Origin of the sequence: Nesterenkonia sandarakina, from assembly GCF_014138825.1 — a bacterium.
Taxonomy (GTDB): domain Bacteria; phylum Actinomycetota; class Actinomycetes; order Actinomycetales; family Micrococcaceae; genus Nesterenkonia; species Nesterenkonia sandarakina.
Map to the genome: position 1 here is coordinate 1,175,435 of NZ_JACJIH010000001.1, position 17,479 is coordinate 1,192,913.

General features: G+C 69.1%; 14 protein-coding genes. All 14 read right to left on the reverse strand.

Going from position 1 to position 17,479, the window contains the following annotated elements:
* Positions 1 to 151: 151 nt before the first annotated feature.
* Positions 152 to 439: a YggT family protein gene (locus HNR24_RS05325; protein WP_058888731.1), complete on the reverse strand. Its 288-nt coding sequence runs from the start codon at positions 437 to 439 to the stop codon at positions 152 to 154.
* Positions 440 to 459: 20 nt separating this feature from the next.
* Positions 460 to 1,110 carry a cell division protein SepF gene (locus tag HNR24_RS05330; RefSeq protein ID WP_058888730.1) on the reverse strand — a complete coding sequence of 217 codons (651 nt, stop codon included), beginning with the start codon at positions 1,108 to 1,110 and terminating at the stop codon, positions 460 to 462.
* Positions 1,111 to 1,159: 49 nt separating this feature from the next.
* Complete coding sequence (locus HNR24_RS05335) at positions 1,160 to 2,092, reverse strand: YggS family pyridoxal phosphate enzyme (protein ID WP_182495219.1); 933 nt, start codon at positions 2,090 to 2,092, stop codon at positions 1,160 to 1,162.
* Between the two features lie 9 nt (positions 2,093 to 2,101).
* On the reverse strand, positions 2,102 to 2,983 hold the full coding sequence (locus tag HNR24_RS05340) for a purine nucleoside phosphorylase YfiH/LACC1 family protein (protein WP_182495220.1): 882 nt from the start codon (positions 2,981 to 2,983) through the stop codon (positions 2,102 to 2,104).
* A gap of 2 nt (positions 2,984 to 2,985) precedes the next feature.
* On the reverse strand, positions 2,986 to 4,233 hold the full coding sequence (gene ftsZ, locus HNR24_RS05345) for a cell division protein FtsZ (protein ID WP_179442060.1): 1,248 nt from the start codon (positions 4,231 to 4,233) through the stop codon (positions 2,986 to 2,988).
* Positions 4,234 to 4,560: 327 nt separating this feature from the next.
* A complete protein-coding gene (locus HNR24_RS05350; RefSeq protein ID WP_182495221.1) occupies positions 4,561 to 5,454 on the reverse strand; it encodes a cell division protein FtsQ/DivIB in 894 nt (297 codons plus the stop codon).
* Positions 5,451 to 6,923: a UDP-N-acetylmuramate--L-alanine ligase gene (gene murC, locus HNR24_RS05355; RefSeq protein ID WP_182495222.1), complete on the reverse strand. Its 1,473-nt coding sequence runs from the start codon at positions 6,921 to 6,923 to the stop codon at positions 5,451 to 5,453. Before murC ends, HNR24_RS05350 begins: the two co-directional genes overlap by 4 nt.
* A gap of 11 nt (positions 6,924 to 6,934) precedes the next feature.
* The gene (murG, locus tag HNR24_RS05360) at positions 6,935 to 8,056 is read right to left on the reverse strand and encodes an undecaprenyldiphospho-muramoylpentapeptide beta-N-acetylglucosaminyltransferase (RefSeq protein WP_182495223.1); all 1,122 of its coding nucleotides are present in this window, start codon (positions 8,054 to 8,056) and stop codon (positions 6,935 to 6,937) included.
* Between the two features lie 54 nt (positions 8,057 to 8,110).
* Positions 8,111 to 9,703 (reverse strand): FtsW/RodA/SpoVE family cell cycle protein, encoded by a 1,593-nt coding sequence (locus tag HNR24_RS05365; RefSeq protein ID WP_182495224.1) that lies wholly within the window; start codon positions 9,701 to 9,703, stop codon positions 8,111 to 8,113.
* Between the two features lie 48 nt (positions 9,704 to 9,751).
* Positions 9,752 to 11,332: a UDP-N-acetylmuramoyl-L-alanine--D-glutamate ligase gene (gene murD, locus HNR24_RS05370; protein WP_182495225.1), complete on the reverse strand. Its 1,581-nt coding sequence runs from the start codon at positions 11,330 to 11,332 to the stop codon at positions 9,752 to 9,754.
* On the reverse strand, positions 11,314 to 12,417 hold the full coding sequence (gene mraY / locus HNR24_RS05375; RefSeq protein ID WP_058888724.1) for a phospho-N-acetylmuramoyl-pentapeptide-transferase: 1,104 nt from the start codon (positions 12,415 to 12,417) through the stop codon (positions 11,314 to 11,316). The genes murD and mraY overlap by 19 nt, the downstream gene beginning before the upstream one ends.
* Complete coding sequence (locus tag HNR24_RS05380) at positions 12,414 to 13,949, reverse strand: UDP-N-acetylmuramoyl-tripeptide--D-alanyl-D-alanine ligase (protein ID WP_182495226.1); 1,536 nt, start codon at positions 13,947 to 13,949, stop codon at positions 12,414 to 12,416. The genes mraY and HNR24_RS05380 overlap by 4 nt, the downstream gene beginning before the upstream one ends.
* Positions 13,946 to 15,685 carry a Mur ligase family protein gene (locus HNR24_RS05385; protein ID WP_182495227.1) on the reverse strand — a complete coding sequence of 580 codons (1,740 nt, stop codon included), beginning with the start codon at positions 15,683 to 15,685 and terminating at the stop codon, positions 13,946 to 13,948. Before HNR24_RS05385 ends, HNR24_RS05380 begins: the two co-directional genes overlap by 4 nt.
* Positions 15,682 to 17,475 carry a peptidoglycan D,D-transpeptidase FtsI family protein gene (locus HNR24_RS05390; RefSeq protein WP_182495228.1) on the reverse strand — a complete coding sequence of 598 codons (1,794 nt, stop codon included), beginning with the start codon at positions 17,473 to 17,475 and terminating at the stop codon, positions 15,682 to 15,684. The genes HNR24_RS05385 and HNR24_RS05390 overlap by 4 nt, the downstream gene beginning before the upstream one ends.
* Between the last annotated feature and the right edge of the window lie 4 nt (positions 17,476 to 17,479).

Consider the following 17,479-nt stretch of genomic DNA (forward strand, 5'->3'; position numbering starts at 1 on the left):
AGTGGCTGGGGAAGCTGTGAAGCTGGTCTTGGGTCATCGACCAGGATACCCATTGCGATTCGCTGCCTCGAACTTCAACCTTCAAGTGTGGCTTTCACGGCTCGCAGATCCCTCCAGCGCGCAGTGCCGGCACCGCTGACCCGAGCCGGGATCAGGCGAATCCGCGCAGCACCATCTTCGCGATCACCACGAGCAGGAACACCAGCAGGAAGCCCATGTCCAGGGACACGCCGCCCAGGTTCAGCGGCGGCACCTTGCGCTGGATCCAGCGGATCGGCGGGTCGGTGATGCTGTACACACCGACGGCGATCATCAGCGGCAGGCCCTTGGGCCGCCAGCTGCGGGCGTACTGCTGCGTGAGGTCGAAGATGATGCGGACCACCAGGGCGAACTGGTAGATGGTCAGCAGCAGGTACAGGGGCGCGGTTAAGAGATCCACAGCTGAAAAGACTACTTGGTTCAGCTCTGGTTGAAGAACTGTGCCGAGGACGGAGCCTCCACGGCGGCGCGCTCTTCAGCCAGCACCTCGATGTTCTTCGGGGTCAGCAGGAACACCTTGTTGGTGACCCGCTCGATGGATCCGCCCATGCCGAAGACCAGCCCGGCGGAGAAGTCCACCAGTCGCTTGGCCTCAGCCTCGCCCATATCGGTGACATTCATGATCACCGGGATGTTGTCCCGGAAGGACTCGCCGATGACCTTCGCGTCGTTGTAGGAGCGCGGGTGAACGGTGGTGATTTTTCGCATCGGTGAACTTTCATCCCGGGAGGAGGGGGCGCGCTTGATCGGAGTGACCGGGGCCCGGTAGTCCGGGTCCACGGCCAGGTTGGAGCTGTTGTACTGACCCGTCTGCGCAGTGTCCTCGGCGTGATCGACTCCCAGGGAGACGACCTCGCTGCCGCGGACCGAGGCGGAGGCGCTGGTCGGTGCCGGGGTCTCCCGGACCGAGGCCGAGCTCGAGGAGCTGCGGCTCACCGAGCTGGGCTCGGTGCTGGCGCTCTGGGTGCTGCGGGTCGGGTGGGAGGACTCCTTGGAGAAGTTGTCCTCGCTGTAGTCGTCTCCGTCGGCGAGGCCGAGGTAGATCATGGTCTTCTTGAAGGCACCGGCCATGAGGGGTCTCCTGGAGGGAAGGTTGAATTGTCACTGCGCGGTCTCGAGACTATCGCTGAAGCGGACGCGCACCCAGGACATCTCGGCCAACCCGCAGGTGTGTCGCACCGTGTGCCACGGCTTCCTCCAGGTCACCGCTCATTCCGGCCGAGATCATGTCCGCGCGGGGGTGCCTCTCGCGCAGCTGCGCGGAGAGCTCACGCAGTCTCCGGAAGGCAGGTGCGGCCGGCTCGTCCAGCGGCGCGACCGCCATCAGTCCGCCCAGCGCCAGCCCTGGTGCCGCGGCGATCCGGTCGGCCAGCTCGAGGATCGAGGCCGGGTCAGCTCCTCCCCTGCCGTCGGCGGGCACCGGGTCGCGCAGATCCACCTGGATCAGGCAGGTCAGCGGAGGCTCGTCGGCGCTCGGAGCGACCTTGATCAGCGCCTTCAACAGAGAGGACCGGTCCACAGAGTGCAGATGGTCTGCGTAGCCGGTGACGGAGCGGGCCTTATTGGACTGCAGCTGGCCGATGAAGTGCCAGTGCAGGATCTCTTCATTCGCTGCCGGACCCGACGCCGGGTCCGCAGCTGGATCGTCTCCTGGATCGTCGGCTGGGTCTGATGCTGGATCGTCTGCGGGGCCGGCGGGGGCACCCGTGGATCCCGGCGCTGCGGGGGCTGCAGTGCCTGCGCGCAGCAGCTCGGTGACCTCGGCGGCCTTCGCCGCCGCCTCCCGGTCCCGGTTCTCCCCGACGTCGCGGACTCCCAGCCGGTGCAGCCGGAGAACATCGGCGGCGGGGAAGAACTTGGTGACCACGATCAGCGTGGGTCGATCTTGCCTCCCGGCGGCCTCCATGGCCCGGTCGATCCGAGCATGCACCGCGGCGAGGTTCGCCGCAAGCTCTTCGCTGCGCGGATCCTCAGCGCCGGGATCGGCTGCATCGGGATCGGCTACATCGGGGCTGGCTGCGTCGGGGCTGGCCGGTTCGGGGCTGGTCTGCACAGGGAGAGCCTATCGAACCGAGGGGCCGGGCTGGGAGGCCGCCGTGGGCATCCAGATCACTCCGGCGAAGCGACCCTTCCCCGGCGCTCGGCGGTGGGAGAACAACGACTCATCCTCGATGGTGCAGCCGGCGAGCTCCGCGACACGCACCCCCTGCCCGTCGAGGACCGCGCGGGCCTCGGCGCGCAGGTTCAGCGCACTGGAGCCCCAGCTGGTCTGCGAGACGATGGCGGGCCGCCCCTGAGAGACCTCAGCGACCATCTCCTCCGGGATCTCGTAGCAGTCCCCGCAGGCTCCGGGACCGATCCAGGCGGTGATCGCATCCGCTCCATGGGCACGCATGGCGGCCACGGTGTTCTCCAGGACTCCGGCGAGCAGTCCGGGGCGTCCGGCGTGGGCCGCAGCGGTGACCGGCACATCCCGGTCCGGATCCTGCGCGGCGCGACGTCCGTGGAGCAGCACCGGAAGACAGTCGGCGACCATGATCGCCAGTGGAACGGAGCCATCGGCGCAGACCCAGGCGTCGCCGGTGAGCACCTCAGAGCTGGGTGCGGGTTCGGCCGCAGCGGCGGGCGGCGGCGGAGCGGCGGGCTGCAGCGGCGCCGCGAACTCGGCAGATGCGTCGGGCTCGGCGGGGATCACATCGGCGGAGTGCACCTGGTTCAGAAAACGCAGGGAGCCTGCAGGCACGCCCATGCTGGTCTCGAGAAGCCGACGGTTCTCGGACACCTCGGGCTGGGATCCCACGTGGCGGGCCAGATTGCCGGCCTCCACGGAGGTGAAGCCCAGCTGCACGGTGTCCCCGGCAGTCGTCCCGGACTCGGCCTGGCCCCGCCACCAGAACGGTGACGGGGACGCGGCCGTGCTGGCCCCCGTGTTGCTGGGGGCCATGGTCACTTCAGGAAGTCGGGCACATCGAGGTCATCGTTGCGACCGCCGGTGTAGTCCGACTCGACGATGTCCGGGATGTCCTGCTGCTCCTCGTTCTCATGACGACGACGCGAGTGGTCCATCCGCTGCTGCGGCGCGGTGTCCTGGGACCCGGCGTTGCGCGCGGCCGGTGACCCGCTGATCGGAATCGTGCCGGGCACGGTCCCGGGGACGGGCGGCGCAGTGCGGGCCGCCGGGGCGGCGGACCCGACGCTGCGGGCCGGAGCCTGGTTCTGCATCGGCTGCGCGGGACGGGAGGTGGCGTCGACCTGGTCGAAGCCGGCGGCGATGACGGTGACTCGCGCCTCGTCACCGAGGGCGTCGTCGATGACGGCGCCGAAGATGATGTTGGCCTCCGGGTGGGCGACCTCCTGAACCAGCCGAGCTGCCTCGTTGATCTCGAAGAGTCCGAGATCCGAGCCACCCTGGATGGAGAGCAGCACGCCGTGGGCGCCGTCGATGGACGCTTCCAGCAGCGGAGAGGCGATGGCGAGCTCGGCGGCCTTCACCGCGCGGTCCTCACCATTCGCGGAACCGATGCCCATCAGCGCGGAGCCGGCGCCCTGCATGACCGACTTCACGTCGGCGAAGTCGAGGTTGATCAGGCCCGGTGTGGTGATCAGGTCGGTGATGCCCTGCACGCCGGAGAGCAGCACCTGGTCCGCGGAGCGGAAGGCATCCAGGACCGAGACGTTCTTGTCCGAGATCGAGAGCAGCCGGTCGTTGGGGATCACGATGAGCGTGTCGACCTCGTCGCGGAGCGCCTCGATGCCCTCTTCGGCCGAGCCGGCGCGCCGGCGACCTTCGAAGGTGAACGGGCGGGTGACGACACCGATGGTCAGTGCCCCGAGCGAGCGGGCGATCCGAGCGACCACGGGTGCGCCGCCGGTTCCGGTGCCACCGCCCTCGCCTGCGGTGACGAAGACCATGTCTGCGCCACGGATGACCTCTTCGATCTCCTCGGCGTGGTCCTCGGCGGCCTGTCGGCCGACCTCAGGGTTGGCACCGGCACCCAGTCCACGGGTCAGTTCACGCCCGACGTCGAGCTTCACGTCGGCGTCGCTCATCAGCAGCGCCTGCGCATCGGTGTTGATGGCGATGAATTCCACGCCGCGGAGACCGACGTCGATCATGCGGTTGACGGCGTTGACGCCGCCGCCACCGATGCCGACGACCTTGATCACGGCCAGGTAGTTGTTCGGTGATGCCACGTTGTGTGTCCCTTGCTCGTCTCTGGTCTCAAATGTACGGAGACCCCCGTCGCCGAGTGAGCCGCAGCGCGACTCCTCACTGTCTTCACCCGTCTCGGGCCACCTGATCGTGCCGATGTCATTCGCGGGGACATCGGTCCGGTCATGGGCGGCAGCCCGTGACGTCGCAGCGGCTCATAAGCGGACGGGAGCCTCCGTACCTGACACATTCTTCTGTTGCCTGCGAACCAACAGCAAGGTTCAAGCTTTACTTGAACCTTAGAGGAAGCGCAATGGCTTCCCCTCTCTGATGTTCTCTTCTGCGCCCAGCCTACGCGCCACACGGGTCTAGCGCGTCACCGGCGCGCTAGGAGTCGAGATGTCGAGGACCTCCACGCCGTCGAACTCTCCCGACGGGGAGCCCAGGATCGCCTCCAGCACGGCGGCCTTCTCCGCTCCGCGCTCGTCATTGCCCCAGACCACGGTGCGTCCATCTTCGAGCTCCAGCTGCACCGAGTCTCGGGACTCCGCGGTGGCCGAGTCCAGAGACTCCCGTGCCCCCTCGGGCAGCTGTCCCAGCACCGAGACGATGCTGCGGAACACCGATTCGTTCTCCAGCGCTGCCTCTGACGAGATCACCGGGGTGGCGTATCCCTCGGCGTCGGGACGCTGAGACTCGTCGAAGGTCCTGATCAGCTCGCCCTGCTGGCTGTAGAACAGGATCTCCTCGCCCACATGGACCTCGGCCACGGGAGGGTGTTCGATCACCATGATCTCCAGGCCCTCGGGCAGCGCGGCGGCGACCATCACCTCATCCACGGCGCGTTCATCGGTGAGCAGGCTCTCCACGTCACCCTGACTGACCTGAGCCAGGGGCGTGCCGTGCAGCGGCGCGAGCAGCTCCTGGGCGCGCTCATCGGTGAGCAGATCGTTGTCCTGGACCGTGATCGTGCGCACCACCAGCAGCGGGGAGAAGTACAGCGTGGCGACCACGCCGAGCAGCACCGCCAGACTGATCAGCAGCGTGAGCAGCCGACGACGTCGGCGTCGCCTGCTGCTGACCGAGGCGGGTTCGGGGAAGTCCAGTGGGGACTCATCAGGGAACCCGCAGTGATCGCTGCTCGACTCCCCCTCGGGCTCCTGGTGCGCGGGGGCATCGGTGGACCGGGCCTGATCCGGTGCGGAATCTTCCCGGGTGGTCGTGGCGCGGTCTGAGGTGGGGCGGGGAACCCGCGGCTTCATCGGCCCTCCGTCAGCACGGCGAGGATCTCGGCGCCGAGCGCGGTGACGTCGCCGGCACCCAGGGTCATGATCAGATCCCCGGCCCGTGCGGCCGAGGTGACTGTCTGAACGGCCTCGGCTGCGCTGTACACCGGCTGTCCCAGCAGGGCCGCGGTGACGCCTTCGATGGGCTCCTCCCGCGCCGGGTAGATCTCCAGCACCGCCACGGTGTCCGCCGCGGTCAGCGCGGCCCCGAAGTCTTCTGCGAAGGCTGCGGTGCGGCTGAACAGGTGCGGCTGGAAGATCACGTGGACCTGGCCCTGGTCCTCGGTGAGCGAGGCGCGGGCGGCCTGGAGCACGGCGGAGACTTCCGTGGGGTGGTGAGCGTAGTCGTCGTAGACGCGCACCCCGGAGACCTCGCCGCGCAGCTCGAAGCGGCGCGAGGTGCCCTGGAAGTGGGCGATGGCCTCGACGCTGGCCTGCAGGGAGAGTCCCGCGCAGCGGCCCACGGCGATCGCGGCCAGCGCGTTGAGCTGGTTGTGCACTCCGGGCACGGCAAGTCGCAGGGAGGCCTGCTCGGCACCCTCAGTGATGGTGCCGCCCTCGCGGGTCACCTCGCTCAGGCGCAGCTGCGCGTCTTCTCGCGTGCCGTAGCCGATGATGCGCACGCCGCGCGCACTCAGGGGCTCGCGCACCTTTTCCAGCAGCGCCCGAGCGCCGGCGTCGTCCACGCAGATGATCAGCGCCCCGCCGTCGCTGATCCGGGCGGTGAAGTCCACGAAGACCTGTTCCACCGCCTCCGCGGTGCCGTAGTGGTCCAGATGGTCAGCCTCCACGTTGGTGACCACACCGACCTCCGGGGCATAGTTCAGCAGCGAGCCGTCGGATTCGTCGGCCTCGGCGATGAACCACTCCCCCGTGCCGGCGGCCGCGTTGACCCCGAGCCCGGCGACGTTGGCCCCCACGGCGAAGGTCGGAGAGAGCCCTGCCTGATCCAGCAGCACCGTGGCCATGGAGGAGGTGGTGGTCTTGCCGTGGGTGCCGGCGACGGCGACGGCGCGACGGTCTCGCATCATCGCCGCCAGACCCTGGGAGCGGTGCAGCACCGGCAGGCCGCGGCGGACTGCCTCGTCGTACTCCGGGTTGCCCTCCGCCGCGATGGAGGAGGCGATCACCGCGGTGATCGGTTCTCCGAGCTGCGCCTCTGCCGAGGCCAGGTTCTCGGCCCGGTATCCCACCGTCACGGCGGCACCCGCCCGGCGGAACTCTTCCAGGACCGGTAGGTCCTTGGCGTCGGTGCCGGAGATGGGCACCCCGTCGGCGGCCATCAGCCGGGCGACGGCGGAGACCCCGACGCCGGCGAGTCCCAGGAAATGCACGTGTCCGAGTCCGGCGGTGGGCGCTGCGGCCCCGGCGGCCGCGCCGTGATCTGGTGCGGCAGCGGCGGATTCGGGGGGTGTCCCAGCGGGGGTGGTCTCAGCGGGGCTCATGGGAGGCAGGGTCACTTCTTCTTCTCGGCTTTCTCGATCGGGTGACCCGCTACGGCCAGAGCCGCCCGGGCCATCCGGTCGTCGGCGTCGGTGATCCCGCGGGATGCGGACTGCGCCTGCATCGTGGCCAGCAGCTGCGGGTCCTCGAGCAGCGGGAGGATGTTGCGCCGGATCCAGGCCGTGTTGAAGTGCTCATCCTTGACCAGCAGCGCGCCGCCGGCGGCGACCAGCTCCCGGGCGTTGAGCTCCTGTTCGCCGTTGCCCACCGGCAGCGGGACGAAGATGGCGGGAAGCCCCACCGCCGCGACCTCGCTCACGGTGGCCGCCCCGGCCCGGGCGATGATCAGGTCCGCCGCGGCGTAGGCCAGCTCCATCCCGTCGAGGTACTCCCGCTGGTGGTATCCGGGGTGCTCCAGCAGTGCGCCGTGCTCGCCGATGAGCGCCTTGTCTCGGCCGGTGAGGTGCAGCACCTGGGCTCCGGTGCCCAGCAGGTCGGTCAGCGCGGCCTTGATCGACTCGTTCAGCGAGAGCGCCCCGGAGGAGCCCCCGGTGATCACCAGAGTCACCTTCTCCGGGTCCAGGTTCAGGGCTTCGCGTGCCTGCGCCCGCTGCTTCGATCGGTCGAGCTGGGAGATCTCCCGCGCCATCGGCATGCCCACCCATTCGGAGCCCTTCAGCGGGGTGCCCTCGAAGGCGACGCCGGTGAACGCCGCGAAGCGGTGTCCCAGCTTGTTCGCCAGGCCGGGGCGCGCATTGGCCTCGTGGATGACCACCGGGATGCCCAGGCGGCGCGCCGCGACGTACACCGGGGTGCACACGTACCCGCCGACGCCGAGGACCACATCGGCCTGCTCGGCGCGCAGGATCGCCGCGGCGTCGCGCACGGCCTGTCCGAAGCGGGAGGGGAAGCGCAGCAGGTCTCGGGAGGGCCGGCGCGGCATCGGGACCTTCTCGATGGTCTGCAGCCGGTACCCGGCCTCTGGGACCAGCCGAGTCTCGAGTCCGGCGGCGGTGCCGATGATGCTCTGGCGGACCTCGGGGTGGATCCGGTCCAGGGCGCGGGCGATGGCCAGCATCGGGCTGACATGACCGGCGGTGCCCCCGCCTGCGAGGACCACGGAGGGTGTGCTCATCTGTGTCTCAAACTCCTGAAGCTGGGAGGACCGGTGCGGCCCTCGGTGCAGGTCTCATACTGTTGCAGGTTTGCGGCGGGAGGTCATCCCGGTCTTCTTCCCGGCTTTCTTCCCTGCCTGGTTCCGGCCCGTTGGCTTGCTCGGGCGGGTTCCGGCGCGGCTTCGCGCGTCGACGCGCTGGGCCTGGGCGAAGTTCATGACCACCCCGACCGCGACCAGGTTCGAGGTCAGCGCGGAGCCGCCGGCGGAGATGAACGGCAGCGGCACCCCGATGACCGGGAGCAGCCCGGTGACCATGGCGAGGTTGATGAAGGTCTGCCCGATGACCCAGGCCATGATGCCCACGGTGGTGATCTTGACCCAGGTCTCGGTGGAGCGTGAGGCCACGCGGAACATCCCCAGGGCCAGGGTGGCGAAGAGCAGCAGGACCGTGAGCGCCCCGAGCAGGCCGAGCTCCTCCCCCAGGATCGTGAAGATGAAGTCGTTCTCCGCCTCAGGGATGTAGTTCCACTTCTGCCGCGACTGGCCCAGCCCGACACCCCAGAAGCCGCCTGAGGCCAGGGCGTAGAGGCCCTGCTCGGACTGATAGCAGAAGTCCTGCGGCAGGCTGCAGGCGTCGTTGAGCCCGAGCCAGGCCTGGATCCGCACGGTGCGGTTGGGGCTCATCAGGGCCAGCGCCACAGCGCCGATGATCCCGGTGGCACCGGCGACGAGGAAGTACCGGGCCTTGGTGCCCGAGACGAAGAGCATCGCGGCCAGGAAGAAGCCGAAGATCAGGGCGGTGCCCAGGTCGCGGCCCCACATGATGAAGGCGAAGACCAGGGCGGCACCGGGCATCAGGACCGGCACGATGGTGTGCTGCAGCTCGCTCACCTTATTGCCCTTGCGGGCGAGCACCAGCCCGGTCCAAAGGCACAGCGCCAGCTTGGCGAGTTCCGAGGGCTGGCCGTTGAGCGGCCCGATCCGGATCCAGTTTCGGTTGCCCTGGACCTCATAGCCCAGCGGGGTGAGCACCAGTGCCAGGCCGATGATCGCCAGCACCATGGCCGGCCAGGCGAGCTTCTTCAGCCAGCCGCGCGGCATGAAGGCGACGCTGAACATGCCCACCAGACCGATTCCGGCCCACATGGCCTGACGCATGAACACGCCATAGGCGCCGTCGGGGGTGCCCACCGCCTCGACCGCAGTGGCCGAGAGCACCATCACCAGTCCGAAGATGGTCAGCGCCAGCGCAGAGCCCAGCAGCAGCCAGAAGGTGGTGTACGGGTTGCCCTCCTCCACGAAGTGCCAGAAGCGCTGGACCCGGTCCTTCCTGGTGGTCTCGCGCTGCGCCTTCCAGCTGCGGCCGGCGGAGCCGTCGGCCGCGGCCCCCGGGGTGGTGCGGGTCGTCTCCGGCGCGGTGCGAGCGGACTCCGGCGCGGTGCGAGCGGACTCTGGCGTGGTGCGAGCGGACTCTGACGCGGTGCGCACGGTGCTGTGCTCACCCCGCGCGGCGCGCTGCGAGGGTCGGGTCTGCTGCTGTGGCGAGGTGGGTGTCAGCCCCGCGGGGTGACGCTCGGTGCGCTCCGACTCCTGGTCCTCCACTGCGTGGAGCCGGGGCCGGCGCTGTTCGGGAGAGGCTGGGACGCGAGGTCTCCGCTTGTCCATCCAGTCCTCCTCCTGGTGAAGTCCCGCCTCCGGGCTCCACCGTCACGATCAATCGGTCATCAGCTCTGCCACTGCCTCGATGAAGGCCTCACCGCGGGCTGCGTAGGAGGCGAACTGATCCATCGAGGCCGCCGCCGGTGCCATCAGCACCGTGTGATGCGCCGCGGCTGCCTTGGCGGCCTCGGCCACAGCGGTCCGCATCGCGCGGGCCCCGTCTGCACCCGCCAGCGTCGCGTCCAACTCGGTGCGTGACTCATCCTCCCGCAGGCGTCCACCGATCACCGGGACTCCCGGCGCGTGTCGCTGAAGGCTGGATCTCAGCTGGGAGGAGTCCGTGCCGATCAGGATGACGTGACGCAGCCGAGGCGCGATCTCCTGGATCAGCTCGTCGTAGACCACCCCTTTGGGCAGTCCCCCGGCGATCCAGATCACGTCGGTGAAGCTTCGCAGCGAGGCGGCGGCGGCATGCGGGTTGGTGGCCTTGGAATCGTTGATCCAGAGCACGTCATCGGCCTTAGCCACCGGCTGGATCCGGTGGTCCCCGGCCTCATAGTCCCGTACGGCGGCCCGGATGGCCTCGGGGGCCACCCCGGCGGCGCGGGCCAGGGCGGCGGCGGCCAGGGTGTTGGCGACCAGGTGCTGCGGGGCCAGCGGGCCGAAGTCCTCCAGCCCCGCCAGCTCCAGTGCCTGATGCGCCCGGTTGTCCAGGAACGCCCGGTCCACCAGGAGGTCCTCCACGACGCCGAGCATCGACAGGCCCGGGGACCCGGTGGTGAAGCCGATCGCGCGGCATCCCTCCTGGACGTCGGCCTCGGCGACCATCTCAGCGGTGAGCGGCTGGTCTGCGTTGTAGACACACGCCAGCTCGGTGTTCTCGAAGATCTTCGCCTTGGCCGCGCAGTATTCGGCGAAGCTGCCGTGCCAGTCCACGTGGTCCTCGGCGATGTTCAGCACCGCTGAGGCCACCGGGGAGAGCAGCTCGGTGTATTCGAGCTGGAAGCTGGAGAGCTCCACCGCCAGGGCGTCGTATCCCTGCGGGTCGCGGATCGCGTCGAGCACCGGCACGCCGATGTTGCCGCAGGCGATGGCACGCTGACCGTCCTTGCGCAGCATCGCCTCCAGCAGGGTCGCCGTGGTCGTCTTCCCGTTGGTCCCGGTCAGGACCAGCCACTTGGGCTCGGTGGCACCGGGTCGGGCGCCGAGGCGCCAGGCCAGCTCCACCTCGGAGAGCACCGGGATCTGCGCGGCGCGCGCCTGAGCGATCAGCGCCGAGTCGGGGCGCCACCCCGGGGAGGTGACCAGGATCTCGGGGAGCTCACCGTCGATCAGCGGCAGCTGCTCCAGGTGTTGTTGACCGAGCAGGACCTCTGCGACTCCCACCACGCGCAGCGTCTCGGCCTCGCGTCGTTTCTCTTGCGCATCGGTTCCGTCGACGACGACGACGCGCGCGCCCAGCTCGGCGAGGGTGTCCGCGGCGGCGAATCCGGAGACGCCCAGGCCGGTGACCAGCGCGCGCAGTCCCTTCCAGGGGCCGTCCCAGCCGCGCAGCTCGGGCCGGATGCGGGGCTGCCGCGGCGCTGGAAGCGCGTCGGCAGGGGGCTGGGGCGTGCTCACTGGGTGATCACCCATTCCCCGTAGAAGATGGCGAGCCCGATGCCCACCGCCAGGGCTCCGATGATCCAGAAGCGCACCACCACGGTGACCTCGGCCCAGCCCTTGAGCTCGAAGTGGTGCTGCAGCGGGGCCATCAGGAAGACCCGCTTGCCGCCGGAGAGCTTGAAGTAGCCGACCTGGATGATCACCGAGAGGGTGATCAGCACGAAGAGCCCGCCCAGGATCACGAAGAGCAGCTGGGTGTGGGTCAGGATCGCGAACCCGGCGAGGGCGCCGCCCAGCGCCAGGGACCCGGTGTCGCCCATGAAGATCTTTGCCGGCGAGGTGTTCCACCACAGGAAGCCGATCAGCGCACCGGTGATGATCGCGGCGATCATCGCCATGTCCATCGGGTCCCGCACCTGGTAGCAGACGCTCTCTACCGCGCTGGACCCGCCGCAGGACTGGTTGAACTGCCAGATCGAGATGATCGTGTAGGCCGCGGTCACCATGGCGGTGGCCGCCGTGGCGAGTCCGTCCAGGCCGTCGGTGAGGTTCACCCCGTTGGTGGTCGCGGTGACGATCAGGTTCGCCCAGATCACGAAGAGGATCATGCCGATGACCGGGCCGGCGAAGGCCAGGTCCAGCACGGTCTCACGGACGAAGGAGATGTTCGTCGAGGCCGGGGTCAGACCGTCGGCGTCCGCGAAGTTCAGCGCCAGCACCGCGAAGAGCACACCGATGGCGCCCTGGCCGGCGATCTTGCGCCAGGGGGTCAGTCCCAGGGACTGCTTCTTGCTGATCTTCGCGAAGTCGTCGGCGAAGCCGACGAGTCCCATGCCCACCATCAGCAGCAGGAGCAGCAGCCCGGAGGCGGTGGGTCCGCCGCCGTCGCCGGTCAGGATCATCACCAGGTGGGTGAGCAGATAGGCGGCGACGACGGCCATCATGATGACCGCTCCACCCATGGTGGGGGTGCCGCGCTTCACATGGTGGGTCGTGGGGCCGTCGTCTCGGATGAACTGACCGTATCCTCGCTTCACCAGGAAGCGGATGAACAACGGCGTCCCGACGAGGGTGAGTCCCAGGCCGAGGACGGCACCGATGACTACAGCGATCACAGGGCCCCTTCCTTCGCGGCGATCTTGTCACCCAGGAGTCTAAGCCCTGCGCTGTTGGAGGATTTGAAGAGCACGATGTCCCCGGAGGTGAGCTCCTGCTCGAGGTAGGCCTCGGCCTCCTCGACGGTGGCGACCCAGTGGACCTCCGATCCCCAGCTGCCTTCGGCGATGGCTCCGCGGTAGAGCGGGTAGGCCAGCTCGCCCACCACCAGGGTCTTGTCGATGTTCAGCCGCACCACGGTCTCACCCAGCTGGGTGTGCTTGGGGATCGAGGCGTCGCCGAGCTCGAGCATCGCGCCGAGCACGGCGACCGACCGACGGCTCGGTCGGCCCGCTCCGGGCCGGGTGAGCATCGCCAGGGTGCGCAGGGCCTCCCGCATCGATTCGGGGTTGGCGTTGTAGGCGTCGTTGATCACGGTGACCCCGTCGGCGCGTTCAGTGCGCTCCATCCGCCAGCGGCTGGCCGGACCGAGCCCGTTCAGGCGCGCCGCGATGTCCTGCGGCCGGACGCCGGCGTGCAGCGCGCAGGCGGCTGCGGCGAGGATGTTGGACACGTGATGGGCTCCGGTGAGTCCGGAGACCACGGGAAGGTCTTCTCCGGTCTCGGTGAAGCGCAGCACGAAGCTGGGGTGCCCGGAGGCGTCGAGTCGCAGGTCCGCCGCGCGGACCTGGTCCGGCTGACCCGCAGCATCGGCGTCCTCGGTGGAGTCCATGGTCGCGGCTGTGGCGGTGGTCGTGGCCGTGGCCGTGGCCGGGGCAGACTCCCCTGCGGTGTCCTCGCTGAACCAGGTGATCGGGGCGTGGGCCTTCGGCGCCATGGCGGCGACCTGGGCGTCGTCGCGGTTGAGCACGATCGCGCCGTCGGCTCCGATCTGCTCGACGAGCTCGGCCTTCACCGCGGCGATCTTGTCCGCGCCGCCGAACTTCCCGGCGTGCGCTGAGCCCACCATCAGCACCGCCCCGATGTCGGGGCGGACCATCTGCGCCAGATCGCGGATGTTCCCGGGCGCGTCGGCGCCCATCTCCACGACCACGAACCGGGTGTCCAGCTCAACGGTGAAGATGGTCAGCGGGACGCCGACCTCACCGTTATAGGACCCCTGCGGGGCCACGGTGGGACCCTCGGGCTCCAGGAGCGACTTCAGCAGGTCCTTGGTGGTGGTCTTCCCGGCGGACCCGGTGATCCCGATGACGGTGGTGGTCGAATGCGCGCGCACCCGCTGAAGGATCGCGTGGGCAAGTGCTCCCATGGCGTGCACCACGTCGTCCACGATCACGCTGGGGTGCGGGTCCCCTGCGGGGTCCTGGGTCTCCCGTTGTGCCAGCACCAGGGTCGCGCCCGCGGCGCGGGCGGCGTCGATGAAGTGGTGACCGTCGGTGGTGTCCCCCGGTTTGGCGATGAACAGGGAGTCTGCGCCCATGTTGCGGGAGTCGGTGTCTGCGTGGTGCACGCGCACCGCGGACGGGTCCGGGACGCCGTAGAGGGTCCCTGAGGTGATCTCGGCGATCTCCAGGGCGGAGAGTTCAATCATGCCGTGTCGCCTCCTTCTGCTGGGCTGAGTCTGGTGGTCATCGCGAGGTCCGGGTCAGGTTCGGTGTCCGGGGCATCGGCCGCTGTGGGGAAGCCGCGCAGCCGCAGCGCGCGGGCCAGCTCCACCCGGTCATCGATCGGGTGTCTGGTCCCGGCGAAGTCCTGGTGCACCTCGTGTCCGCGGCCGGCCAGGATGATGGTGTCCTCCGGTCGCGCCACCTCCACAGCGCGCAGGATCGCCTCGCGACGGGGTGAGATCTCTTCCAATGCCGTGGAGCCCAGATCCTCGTTCTGAAGGGCCTCGCGCGCCCCTTCCAGGAGTCCAGCGCGGATCTGTGCCGGGTCTTCCCCGTGCGGGTCGTCGTCGCTGATGATCACGTGGTCCGCCATGCGCACCGCGATGGCGCCCATGAGCGGACGCTTGGCGCTGTCCCGCTCCCCTGCGGCACCGATCACCAGGATCGTCTTGCCCTTTGAGGTGCTCGCGGCGGCCTCCAGGGTGCGGATCATCGCGTCGGGGTTGTGGGCGAAGTCGACGATGGCCGCCGGGGCGGTGCCGATCACCTGCATCCGGCCAGGGACGCTGATGGTGAACGGATCGGCCTGCTCCAGCGCGGCCACGATCTCCCTGCGGCTGACTCCCAGGCCGGTGCTCTCATCTGCGGTGAGCACCATCACCGCGGCCAGGGCGGCGTTGGCCACGTTGAACCGGCCGGGCAGACCGGTGCGGGAACGGATGCTCTCCCGGGTGTGCCGGTTGTACAGCGTGAAGGCGCTGCCCAGCAGGTGGGGGCGCACCTCGGTGACCGCCCAGTCTGCAGCCGGGTCGGGGGTCTCTGCGGTGGCGAGGGTGACCACGTGCCCGGTCGCGGTCTCAGCCATGCGCCAGCCCCACGGATCATCGACGATGACCACGCTGCTGCGGGTCCGACGGCGGGCGAAGAGCGCCGCTTTGGCCGCGAAGTATTCCTCCATCGAACCATGCAGGTCCAGGTGGTCCTGGGTGAGGTTGGTGAACCCGGCCACGGCGTAGAACAGCCCGGAGGTGCGCTGGTAGGAGATGGCGTGGGAGGAGACCTCCATCGCGGCGGCGGCGACGCCGGCCTCGCGGAAGAGCGCCATGAGGCTGTGCAGCTGCACCGCCTCGGGGGTGGTCATCTTCGAGGGGATCCGGTCCTCTCCGGAGGCGATCTCGATGGTCCCGATCAGACCGGTGGCGCGCTGGTGGGGTCGCAGCAGCTCATCCAGCAGGGAGCGCAGGAAGTAGGTGGTGGTGGTCTTCCCGTTGGTGCCGGTCACCCCGAAGAGGGCAGGCCCGGAGCTGGCACTGTTGCCATAGATCAGCGCCGCAGAGGGACCCGCGGCTTCACGCACCCGGCGCACCTCGATGACCGGGATGCGGTAACCCACGCGGTCGCGGACCCGCTCGGAGCCGGCGACGTCGGTGAGGATCGCCGCAGCCCCGGCATCAAGCGCGGTCATCACGAAGTCGGCCCCGTGGGCGCGCGAACCGGCCACGGCGACGAAGAGGTCGCCTGGACCCACGGCCTTGGGGTCCATGGCGGCTCCGGTGAGTCGCACCTCCCCCACGTCGCGGCCCACCGGAGTGACCAGCGGTTCGAAGCCGGTGGCGGTGAGCTCAGCCACGAGCTCCTCCACGCTGGCCCCGACGACTCCTCGTGGTCGGAACACCCGGTCCTGCGCGGCGACGCTCAGCGTCGTCTCTGCCGCGCTCACCAGGGCTGATCCTGGTTCTCGCCTTCGAAGCCGTCGTAGGCCTCGCTCTTTGCCCCCGTGGGCGCGTCGTCATAGCTGCTTAGCACGTAGGACATGATCTCACGGAACGTATCGGTGACCTCCCAATCGCGCCAATATCCCTGCGGGCGGTGCACGGTGACGGCCACCAGGTACTTCGGGTCATCCAGGGGAGCCATGCCGATGAACGACTGGGTGTGCCCGTCGAATCCACCACCTGCGCCTGCGGCCTCGGCGATGCCGGTCTTGCCCCCGACCCGGTAGCCGGCGACGGCGGCGTCCTGTGCGGTTCCGTAGTCGACCACACCTTCGAACATCCGCAGCATCTCCTCGGAGGTCTGCTCTGAGAAGACCCGCTCACCCGGGGCGGTCTGTGCCGGGTGTTCGGTGCCGTCGGCGTCGATATAGGCGTCGACCAGGTTCAGCGGGACGCTGACCCCGTCGTTGGCCAGGGCCTGGAAGGTCTGCAGGTTGTGCAGCACCGAGGTGGTGTAGCCCTGGCCGAACTGGGTGGTCAGGTGCTGGCGGGCGTCCCACTCCTCGGGGGGCCGCAGCACCGAGTTCGCCTCGGTCCCCAGACCGATGTCCAGCGGCTCCCCGATGCCGACCTTCTTCATGTAGTCATACCGGACGTCTTCGGGGATCTCTCCGCCGATCATCACGGTGCCGGTGTTGTAGGAGCGCGCGAAGATGCCGGCCGCGGTCATGTCCAGGGTCGGATGCCGCGTGGCGTCGCTGATGGTCTGACCGTCGACCTCATAGCGGTTGTCCACGGTGAAGCCGTCGGTCGGGTTCAGCGTGCCCTCTTCCAGGGCCATGGCGAAGGTGATGGCCTTGCCGGTGGAGCCGGGTTCGAAGTCCTGGGTCAGCGCAAGGGGCCGACGGAAGAGCTCCTCGGTCTCCCCCGGCTCGGCCGGGTCCACGGTCTGCGAATCGGCCATGGCCAGGATGTCACCGTCGGTGAGATCCACCACGGTGGCGTTGCCCCAGGCGGCGTTGTACTGGTTCGACTTCTTCGCGATCGACTCCTGGGCGAACCACTGCAGATCCTGATCGATGGTGAGTCGGATGTCCTGTCCGTCCTCGGCGGGCAGCTCCTCGAAGGTGGCGATCGGGATCCGAACCCCGTCCCCACCGACCTCGAAGATCCGCTCTCCGTCGCTGCCGCTCAGCGCGTCGTCCTGCGCAGCCTCGATGCCTTCCAGCGGGCCGTCGGATCCCATGAATCCGATGATCGAACCGGCCACCGCTCCAGAGGGGTAGCTGCGCTCGGTCACCGGTTCGGCGTAGAGGCCCGGGATGTTCAGGTCCAGGACCTCCTGGCTCTTCGCCGGGGTCAGCGATCGGGTCACCACCGAGTAGCGGCTCTCACCGATGATCCGATCGGTGAGCTCCTCGGCGTCGATCTCCAGGACCTCGCTGAGCTCTGCGATGCCGGTCTGCACCGGCACCTCCTCACGCAGTCCGGTTCCCTCGTCCAGCCGGACGAAGTCGTCGACCACCTGCTGATCTGCCACGATGTCGTAGCGATCCACGGAGGTCGCGAGCACCCGGTTCTGAGCGTCGAGGATGTCGCCGCGGTGGGCCGGCAGCGGGACGCTGCGCAGCCGTTCGGACACCGCCGCCTGGGCGTGCCCGGCGGGGTCCAGTCCCTGGACATGGAAGAGCCGGCCCCCGAGCAGGAGCAGCATCACCAAGATCATGGTGAGTCCGATGCGCATCCGGAACGAGAGGACCCGTTCTGCGCGTTTCTTCTTCTGAGCGGCTGCCATGGCG